The sequence below is a fragment of the Nocardioides sp. genome (assembly GCF_035481145.1).
Classification (GTDB): Bacteria; Actinomycetota; Actinomycetes; order Propionibacteriales; family Nocardioidaceae; genus Nocardioides.
In genome coordinates, this window is record NZ_DATIHB010000007.1 from 36,920 (window position 1) to 45,824 (window position 8,905).

The 8,905-nt window shown below is 70.9% G+C and carries 8 protein-coding genes; 4 read left to right on the top strand and 4 right to left on the bottom strand.

Going from position 1 to position 8,905, the window contains the following annotated elements; translation table 11 throughout:
- The first annotated feature begins 29 nt into the window (after positions 1-29).
- The 3 genes from groL (at position 30) to VLF38_RS00790 (ending at position 3,123) form a co-directional block, all read left to right on the top strand.
- Positions 30-1,661 (top strand): chaperonin GroEL, encoded by a 1,632-nt coding sequence (groL, locus tag VLF38_RS00780; RefSeq protein WP_325269386.1) that lies wholly within the window; start codon positions 30-32, stop codon positions 1,659-1,661.
- 347 nt (positions 1,662-2,008) lie between these two features.
- Positions 2,009-2,551 (top strand): sigma-70 family RNA polymerase sigma factor, encoded by a 543-nt coding sequence (locus VLF38_RS00785; RefSeq protein WP_325269387.1) that lies wholly within the window; start codon positions 2,009-2,011, stop codon positions 2,549-2,551.
- Positions 2,551-3,123: a hypothetical protein gene (locus tag VLF38_RS00790; RefSeq protein WP_325269388.1), complete on the top strand. Its 573-nt coding sequence runs from the start codon at positions 2,551-2,553 to the stop codon at positions 3,121-3,123. Before VLF38_RS00785 ends, VLF38_RS00790 begins: the two co-directional genes overlap by 1 nt.
- On the opposite strand, the gene VLF38_RS00795 is transcribed toward VLF38_RS00790, so the two are convergent.
- Positions 3,120-3,746 carry an alpha-ketoglutarate-dependent dioxygenase AlkB gene (locus tag VLF38_RS00795; protein ID WP_325269389.1) on the bottom strand — a complete coding sequence of 209 codons (627 nt, stop codon included), beginning with the start codon at positions 3,744-3,746 and terminating at the stop codon, positions 3,120-3,122. The two genes, VLF38_RS00790 and VLF38_RS00795, sit on opposite strands and share 4 nt — an antisense overlap.
- A gap of 145 nt (positions 3,747-3,891) precedes the next feature.
- Here VLF38_RS00795 and VLF38_RS00800 point away from each other — a divergent pair, with 145 nt between their 5' ends.
- Entirely contained in the window at positions 3,892-4,593 is a 702-nt protein-coding gene (locus VLF38_RS00800; RefSeq protein WP_325269390.1) for a GntR family transcriptional regulator, read from the top strand.
- Positions 4,594-4,637: 44 nt separating this feature from the next.
- Here VLF38_RS00800 and VLF38_RS00805 read toward each other — a convergent pair whose 3' ends face one another.
- The 3 genes from VLF38_RS00805 to VLF38_RS00815 form a co-directional block, all read right to left on the bottom strand.
- Positions 4,638-6,047 (bottom strand): hypothetical protein, encoded by a 1,410-nt coding sequence (locus tag VLF38_RS00805; RefSeq protein ID WP_325269391.1) that lies wholly within the window; start codon positions 6,045-6,047, stop codon positions 4,638-4,640.
- Positions 6,048-6,093: 46 nt separating this feature from the next.
- Positions 6,094-7,764: a DNA repair helicase XPB gene (locus VLF38_RS00810; RefSeq protein ID WP_325269392.1), complete on the bottom strand. Its 1,671-nt coding sequence runs from the start codon at positions 7,762-7,764 to the stop codon at positions 6,094-6,096.
- Positions 7,765-7,905: 141 nt separating this feature from the next.
- Positions 7,906-8,905: helicase-associated domain-containing protein (locus VLF38_RS00815; RefSeq protein ID WP_325269393.1), on the bottom strand; the 1,000-nt coding region annotated here is incomplete at its 5' end.

Consider the following 8,905-nt stretch of genomic DNA (forward strand, 5'->3'; position numbering starts at 1 on the left):
CCAACTCATGGCGAAGGAATCGCAGAGTCATGGCGAAGCTGATTGCATTCAACGAGGAGGCCCGCCGCGGCCTCGAGCGGGGTATGAACACCCTCGCCGACGCGGTCAAGGTCACCCTCGGTCCCAAGGGCCGCAACGTCGTTCTGGAGAAGAAGTGGGGCGCCCCCACGATCACCAACGACGGTGTCTCGATCGCCAAGGAGATCGAGCTCGAGGACCCCTACGAGAAGATCGGTGCCGAGCTCGTCAAGGAGGTCGCGAAGAAGACCGACGACGTCGCCGGTGACGGCACGACGACGGCCACCGTCCTCGCGCAGGCGCTCGTCCGCGAGGGTCTCCGCAACGTGGCTGCGGGTGCCAACCCGATGGGCCTCAAGCGGGGCATCGAGGCGGCCGTGTCCGCCATCTCCGAGCAGCTGCTCGCGCAGGCCAAGGACGTCGAGACCCGCGAGCAGATCGCGGCCACCGCGACCATCTCCGCCGGTGGTGACACCACCGTCGGTGACGCCATCGCCGAGGCGATGGACAAGGTCGGCAAGGAGGGCGTCATCACGGTCGAGGAGTCGAACACGTTCGGGATCGACCTGGAGCTCACCGAGGGCATGCGGTTCGACAAGGGCTACATCTCGGCGTACTTCGTGACCGACCCGGAGCGCATGGAGACGGTCCTCGAGGACCCCTACGTCCTCATCGCCAACCAGAAGGTCTCCAACGTCAAGGACCTGCTGCCGATCCTCGAGAAGGTCATGCAGTCGGGCAAGCCGCTCCTCATCCTCGCCGAGGACGTGGACGGCGAGGCGCTGTCGACCCTGGTCGTCAACAAGATCCGTGGCACCTTCAAGTCCGTCGCCGTCAAGGCCCCGGGCTTCGGTGACCGCCGCAAGGCCATGCTTCAGGACATCGCGATCCTGACCGGTGGCCAGGTCATCTCCGAGGAGGTCGGCCTCAAGCTCGAGTCGACCGGCCTGGAGCTGCTCGGCCAGGCCCGCAAGGTCGTCATCACGAAGGACGAGACCACGATCGTCGAGGGCGCCGGCGACGCCGCCCAGATCGAGGGTCGCGTCAACCAGATCCGTGCCGAGATCGAGAAGTCGGACTCCGACTACGACCGCGAGAAGCTCCAGGAGCGCCTCGCCAAGCTGGCCGGCGGCGTCGCCGTCATCAAGGTCGGCGCGGCCACCGAGGTCGAGCTCAAGGAGCGCAAGCACCGCATCGAGGACGCCGTCCGCAACGCCAAGGCTGCTGTCGAGGAGGGCATCCTCCCCGGTGGTGGTGTCGCGCTCGTCCAGGCCGGCGCGTCGGCGTTCGAGAAGCTCGAGCTCGAGGGCGACGAGGCCACCGGTGCCAACATCGTCAAGGTCGGCATCTCGGCTCCGCTGAAGCAGATCGCGATCAACGCCGGCCTCGAGGGCGGCGTCGTTGCGGAGAAGGTCGCCAACCTGGAGCCGGGCTTCGGGCTCAACGCAGCCACCGGCGAGTACGTCGACCTGCTGGCCGCCGGCATCATCGACCCGGCCAAGGTCACGCGCTCCGCGCTGCAGAACGCCGCGTCGATCGCTGCGCTCTTCCTCACCACCGAGGCTGTCGTCGCCGACAAGCCGGAGAAGGCTGGCGCTGCCATGCCGGGTGGCGACGGCGGCATGGGCGGCATGGACTTCTGATCCGTGTCTTCCTGACGCACTGTGGCGTCGCCTGACGGCGACGCTTCGAGGCCCCCGTCCCTGCGCGCACCCCAGCCCCACTCCGTGGGAGCACGCAGGGAAGGGGGCCTCTTCGCGTCTCCGCCAGCCGACGCACCGGCTCCAGGGGCGCACAGCCAGCGCGTGGCCTGCTGTGGTTGCGGTGGGCTTTTGGGTCTCCGGCCACGGCGTGGGATGCTTGGCGTATTCCGCTGAACGGGGCTTCCACCCTGCAAGCGGGAAGAAGGGCCCGGGTGTCTTCCCGGGCCCTTCGCCTTTTCGCTGGTCGTCCGGCGAAAGGATCCGGCGTCTGCCGGACAGGTGGCAGTGTGGCGACCGTGCCCCCGCTGCCTGCCGCCGACGAGCAGGCGCAGTTCGCCGACCTGGCCCGTCTGGTCGGGCCGCCCGTGCGGCGCTACCTGGTCCGCCGGGCACCGGGGGATGCCGTCGACGACCTGCTCGCGGAGGTCTTCCTGGTGCTCTGGCGCCGGCGTCGCGACCTGCCCGAGGACGATCCATTGCCCTGGACGTACGCCGTCGCGCGGGGCTGCCTGGCCAATGCCGCGCGTGCGCGCGTGCGACGGCTGCGGTTGCTGGAACGGCTCGGGGCGCAGCCGGTGCCCGGCCAGGTGGATCCGGAGGCTGGGGCGGAGGTGCGTCACGCGCTGCTGGCCTTGGGCGAGCTGGACCGGGAGGTGGTCATGCTCTGGGCCTGGGAGGGACTGCCGCCGCGCGAGATCGCCGTGGTGACGGGGTTGACCGCCAATGCCGTCAGCATCCGGCTGCACCGGGCGAAGGCGAAGCTCGCCGCCGTGCTGGGAAAGGAACCGGGGGTCGCCGGACAGCAACAAGGTGAAGGGAGGAGGCCGTGATGGACGACGAGCTGCGCCGCAGGCTGAAGGCTGCTGATCCCGCACGCGATGACGTGCCGGCTGACTCGTGGATCGAGGACCTCGTGGAGGCGACGATGAACGACGTGCAGGAGCGGGTGCCCCGCCGCCGGACCTGGGTGCTGGCAGGAGTGGCGGCCGTGGCCGCCGTGATGATCGGAGCAGCCGCATCGGTGCTCCTGCTGGACGACGCGCCACGCGTGCAGCCGCTGCGTGAGCTCGCCCTGGACCTGCCGGCTCCGGACCCGATGATGATGTGCATGGAGTTCTCGGTCGACGGACTCCGTCCGATGGAGACCGCGTTCGCAGCCACGGCCGTCGACGTGATCGGCGACGAGGTCCTGCTCGACGTGGACCGTTGGTACCGCGGCGCAGACCAGGCTGACCGCGTGCGGCTGCACGCCAGCAGCGAGGCGGTGCTGCTCGAGGGTGGCATCACCTTCGCCGAGGGCGAGCGCTACCTGGTGACCGCGACGGACGGGACCGTCAACGGCTGCGGCTTCAGCGGACAGTGGACCTCCGCGATGGCCCACGCGTTCGACGAGGCCTACTAGGCAACGCCGGCGGGGCGGAACTGGACGCTGATCCGCGGGCCGGCGGCGGCCACCTTCGGAACAGCGTGCTGCCAGGTGCGCTGGCAGGAGCCGCCCATGACCAGCAGGTCTCCGTGGCCCATCGTGAAGGCGACCGAGGCGCCGCCGGCCTCCGGGCGCAGCAGGAGGCGCCGCGGATCCCCGAAGGAGAGGATCGCGACCATCGTGTCCTCACTGGAACCGCGGCCGATGCGATCGCCGTGCCAGGCGACCGAGTCGCGCCCGTCGCGGTAGTAGCAGCAGCCTGCCGTCTCGAACGCCTCGCCCAGCTCGGGCAGGTAGTGGTTGGTGAGCGCCTGGCGCGCACTGGTGAGGAGTCGGTGGGGGAGCCGGTCGTCGGCGGCGTAGGTGTGCACCAGACGGGGAACGTCGACGACGCGGTCGTACATCTCGCGCTGCTCAGCGCGCCAGGGAACCTCGCGCACCAGGGCACGGAACACCTCCGAGGCCCCGCGGACCCAGGACCGGCGGACGTCGACCCATGCGCCGTCGCCGAGCACGGTGCGGTGCACCGATCCGCGGAGGCGGCCGAGCGACGCCTCGGGGGCGAGGTCGAAGAGATCGCCCTGGAACTCGACGCGCATGGCAGGAGGCTAGCAGTTGGTCGAACAGACATTCGATGACCCCCGGTGTGTTGATAGTCCAATCGAGTCATTTGGGCGCTCAGGCAGGCACAATCACTTGCCAGTCACCCAGAATCGGCGGGTGGCGACCAGGTCGGGGGTGCGGATGACGAGTACGCCCAAGTTGAAGTACGTCCTGGTCCGTGACCACCTGAGGTCACTCCTCGCAGACGCCGACCCGGGCACCGTGCTCCCGTCCGAGCGTGAGCTGGTGCAGCAGTTCGGCGTGGCACGCATGACCGTGCGGCAAGCGGTCGACGCGCTCGTGGCTGAGGGCCTGCTCGAGCGCAGTCCCGGACGCGGCACCTTCGTCGCCGAGCCGCAGCTGCCCGCCACCGGCATCCAGGGCTTTACCGAAGACATGCGAAGGCGCGGCATCGAGACCGACTCGACCACCCTGCTCGCGCGCGTCGAGAAGGCGGGCGCCGGCATCGCACGGGCCCTCGGCCTGACGCCCGGCGATCCGGTCATCCGCTGGCGGCGGATCCGGCGCGGCGACGGCGTGGCGATCTGCATCGAGGACACGTTCCTCAACGAGGTGATGCTCCCCGGCTTCCTCCAGCCCGCGATGCCGGCCAGCCTGTACGCCGTCCTCGACCGGCGCGCGCTGCGACCGACGTGGGCCGAGGACGTGTTCACCGCGGCCGTCGCGACATCCGATGAGGCCGCTCTGCTCGGCATCGAGCCTGGTGACCCGGTGCTGCAGATCAGTCGTCGTGCGCTCCACCGAAACCGCCCGATCGCGGTCTCACGGTGCGTGTACGTCGCCGCCCTCCACTCGGCGCACGTGCAGTACACCGACACCTGAGGGCACCTGAGCGCGCCGGAGGGTGCTTGAGGACGCCCTGGCGCTCAGTCCGCGCAGCGTTGTGCGGCGCGCCGGAAGCGCGCGGTCAGCTCGGGCGAGGCCGTCTCGGCGCCGATCTCCTCGGGGGTGAACCCACTCACCAGCTCGGTGGCGAAGCAGCGGCCCTCCTTGTGGGGCCAGCCGTCCTCGAGGAGGCCGCGGGTGATGTACGTGCGGCTGAGGGCCAGCTCGAGTGCCTCCTGCGAGTGCTCGCCCGACCCCTTGACGCGCGTGCCCGGGTCGCAGGAGCGGAAGAGGAGGCCGTCATCGCCCTCGCGCTCGACGCTCGCCGTCCCGGCTGGGCCGCGGTCGATCCACCGAAGCAGAGCGGCATGGAGCTCGTCCGCGTCGCGCTCGCTGTCGCCGACGTACCTCACCTTCACGCAGGTCCGCTCCTCCTCCGTGTAGGCGACGTACCGGTCGCCACCCCAGCCGTCGGTGGCCCGCAGCGCCTCGGGCAGCGGCAGCCGTGCAGCAAGGGTGAAGAGCCACCCCGTCGACTCGAAGGTGTTGCTGTCGACCTCCTTCTGGCCCTTCTCCAGCTCCGGCTTGCGGACCTTCCGGGCGCGCTCGTCGTCCCAGGTGACGGTGAAGGGATCGAGAAGGTTCTCCTCGGTCGTCGGTGGCTCCCGGAAGAGCTTGTCGACCTCGTCGTCGCCGTCGAGGACCGCGACGGCGAGCAGTGCCTCACCCAGGGCGTACGGCACGCCCATCATCGTCTGCAAGACCTCGGGCACGCCCTTCGTGGAGGCCTCTGCGTCGCCGGCCTGGCGTGCCTCGTCACGACGCAGCGCCCGACGGGCCTTCGGCCCGAGCTGCTCGGCGTACGCAGCCTCGATGCGGCGGGCGTCGCCCTCGACGAGTGCGTCGTAGGCCATGCCGGAGCTGTCGTCGGCGTCGGCGAGCTTGCGGCTCCGCTTGCCGGCGTCGAAGTTCTGGTCCTGGAGGACGTGGACGAGCTCGTGGACCAGCGTCGACTTCACCGCAGGCGTGATCCGCGTGCCGCGGACCCGGACCAGCTCGTCGTCGAAGGAGTAGTAGGCGAGCGTCCCGCCCTGCCTCAGCTTGTCCTGCTCCTTGAAGAGGTCCACCTCGCCGTGCACCAGGCCCAGTGCGCGCAGCATGCCGGTGAACTGCTCGATCTCCTCGCGCTCCTCGTCGTCGAGGTCGCTCTCGTCGGCCGCGAGCCCCTTCTCGAACGCCTTCGGCTCCTGGAACTCGACCCGCACGGGATGCTCGAACTCGAGGTCGCGCAGCTTCTCGGCGAGCTTCACGTACGGCACGACGCGGTCATCCCACGCCTTCGGGTACGTCGGGCCCTTCGGCTCGTCTTCCCCGAACGGCAGGCAGCCGGTCGGGAGCAGCAAGGCGGCGCAGGCCAGTCCGGCGATGCCGGGTCGGAGGACGTTCTTCACAGCCGGAGGCTAGACGGCGCAGGGGTGGCGCGTCCCGCGAACCTGCTCACGCTCCGATGTCGTCCGCATCGACGATCCGATAGGCGTAGCCCTGCTCGGCCAGGAAGCGCTGGCGGTTCTGCGCGAAGTCCGCGTCGACGGTGTCGCGCGACACGATCGTGTAGAAGTGCGCGACCTTGCGCTCGCCATCGGGGCCGGGGTCGCCCGGGCGCAGCAGGCGGCCGAGGCGCTGGGCCTCCTCCTGACGAGAGCCGTAGGAGCCGGAGACCTGGATCGCCACCTCCGCGGACGGCAGGTCGATCGAGAAGTTCGCGACCTTGCTGACGACCAGCATGCCGATCTCGCCGGAGCGGAACGCGTCGAAGAGCCGCTGCCGCTCCTTCACCGTCGTCTCGCCCGTGATCGTCGGCGCCGGCTCGTTGGCTGTGCCGAGCGCGGCGGCGATCTCCTCGATCTGGTCGAGATACTGCGCGATCACCAGGGTCGGCTGGCCCGCGTGCTGCGCGACGAGGCGGCGTACGACATCGATCTTGTGGTGGGTGCAGGCCGCGAGCCGGTAGCGCTCCTCGGGCTCCGCGGTCGCGTACGCGATCCGCTCGCCCTGCGGCAGCGTCACGCGGACCTCGACGCAGTCGGCGGGCGCGATGTAGCCCTGCGCCTCGATGTCCTTCCACGGTGCGTCGTACCGCTTCGGGCCGATCAGCGAGAAGACGTCGCCCTCGCGGCCGTCCTCGCGCACCAGCGTCGCGGTCAGGCCGATGCGGCGGCGCGCCTGCAGGTCGGCGGTCATCCGGAAGATCGGCGCAGGCAGCAGGTGCACCTCGTCGTACACGATCAGGCCCCAGTCGCGGGCGTCGAGCAGCTCGAGGTGGGGATAGGCGCCCTTCCGGCGGAGCGTCAGCACCTGGTACGTCGCGATGGTCACCGGCCGGATCTCCTTGACCGAGCCGGAGTACTCGCCGATCTCGTCCTCGGTGAGGCTCGTCCGCTTGACCAGCTCGTCCTTCCACTGGCGCGCGCTGACGGTGTTGGTGACGAGGATCAGGGTGGTGGCCTTGGCGTGCGCCATCGCGGCCGCGCCCACCAGCGTCTTGCCGGCACCGCAGGGGAGCACCACGACGCCGGAGCCGCCGTGCCAGAAGGAGTCCGCGGCCTCGGACTGGTACTGCCGCAGCTCCCACCCGGACTGGTCGAGCTCGATCGGGTGCGCCTCGCCGTCCACGTACCCGGCGAAGTCCTCCGCCGGCCAGCCGAGCTTGAGGAGCGCCTGCTTGAGGTTGCCGCGCTCGGAGCCGTGGACGATGACCGTGTCGTCGTCCACGCGCTCGCCGATCATGCCGGCGACCTTCTTCGCCCGGAGGACCTCCTCCAGGACCGGCCGGTCGTTGCTGCGCAGGACGAGGCCGTGGACCGGGTCCTTCTCGAGCGTGAGGCGGCCGTAGCGCGCCATCGTCTCGGCGACGTCGACGAGCAGCGCGTGGGGAACGGCGTACCGGCTGTGCGCGAGGAGCGCGTCGACCACCTGCTCGGCGTCGTGGCCGGCGGCGCGGGCGTTCCAGAGGCCGAGGTTGGTCAGCCGGTAGGTGTGGATGTGCTCCGGTGACCGTTCGAGCTCCGCGAAGGGGGCGATCGCCCGCCGGGCCTCGGCCGCCTTCGGGTGGTCGACCTCGAGGAGGAGGGTCTTGTCCGACTGGACGATGAGGGGGCCGTCGTTCACCGCGCGAGTCTACTTGCGGTCTGGGGGCGGCCTGCCGGCTGCACTCCGCGCCGGCCCCACCCGGCTTCGGGCGCGCTCGCTGGCACCCTCACGTGCCGGGCGACGCCGGCGTGCGCGCGGCCGCCAGCCCCGCGCTGCGCCTCAATCCGTGGGGCGGACCGAGCCGATGCGGTGGACGGCGAAGGCGCGCTGGTCCTCGCTGCGGTGGTCGTACGCCGTGAGCTGTCCGCCCTCGACCCGCTGCGGGTCGACGATTCGCTCGGAGCGGGTGCCGTGGTTGTCGAGGTACTCGATGACGACGCTGGTGCCGCCCTCGATGGCGGCCCGCAGCGCGGCCAGGGCGCCGGCGGGGGTGTTGGCGATGACGTCGCGGCCGCGGGAGGTCGCGACGCGGTCGCCGGTGCGGATCGCGGAGACGGCGGCGTTGACCTGGACGGCCTCACGGGCGGAGTCGCGGCCGGCCGGAGCCGACTTCGGGGTGCGTGAGCGCAGGGTGTCGGGGCGCGCGACGTGGACCGTGCCGTCGGACGCCTCGACAACTGGCGCCAGGCCGAGCTCGCGCAGGCGGGCGAGGAGGACGTCGATGGGGGCGGTGCTGATCACCACGGTCGGCGCCAGCAGCCGGAGGCCGAGCGAGGCCGCCTTCGGGTCGGCGACCAGGTGGGCGAGCGCTGCCTCGTCATCGGAGCGGAGGAACGCCTCCGCGTAGCCGACACGGACGGTGCCGTAGGTGCGCGCGGTGTCGTCGACGAGGTAGCTCAGCGGCTGGGGAACCGGAGTCCGCGAGGTCGATGCGAGGAAGCTGTGGATCTCCGCCGCCGACCAGCCGGCATCGAGCCCGCGACGGATCGAGCCGGCGTTGAACCGGTAGACGGTGGCGCCGCCGCGTGACTCGACGTCGGCGACCTGCTGCAGCTGGGCCGCGAGCGAGGGCAGCAGGGGCCCGGGTGCGATCGCGGTGAGGTCGCCCTGGATCAGCACGTGGTCGAGCGGCTCGGGCAGGAGGGGGGCCAGCACCGACGCTGCGTCCTCGTCGGCGAGCAGTGCCCGGCCGGAGGGGGCGAGCACACCCATCGACACGACGCCGAGAGTGGTGGCCTCCTCGACGGTGGACGCGACCAGCGACGGCTGGTCGGCGGGG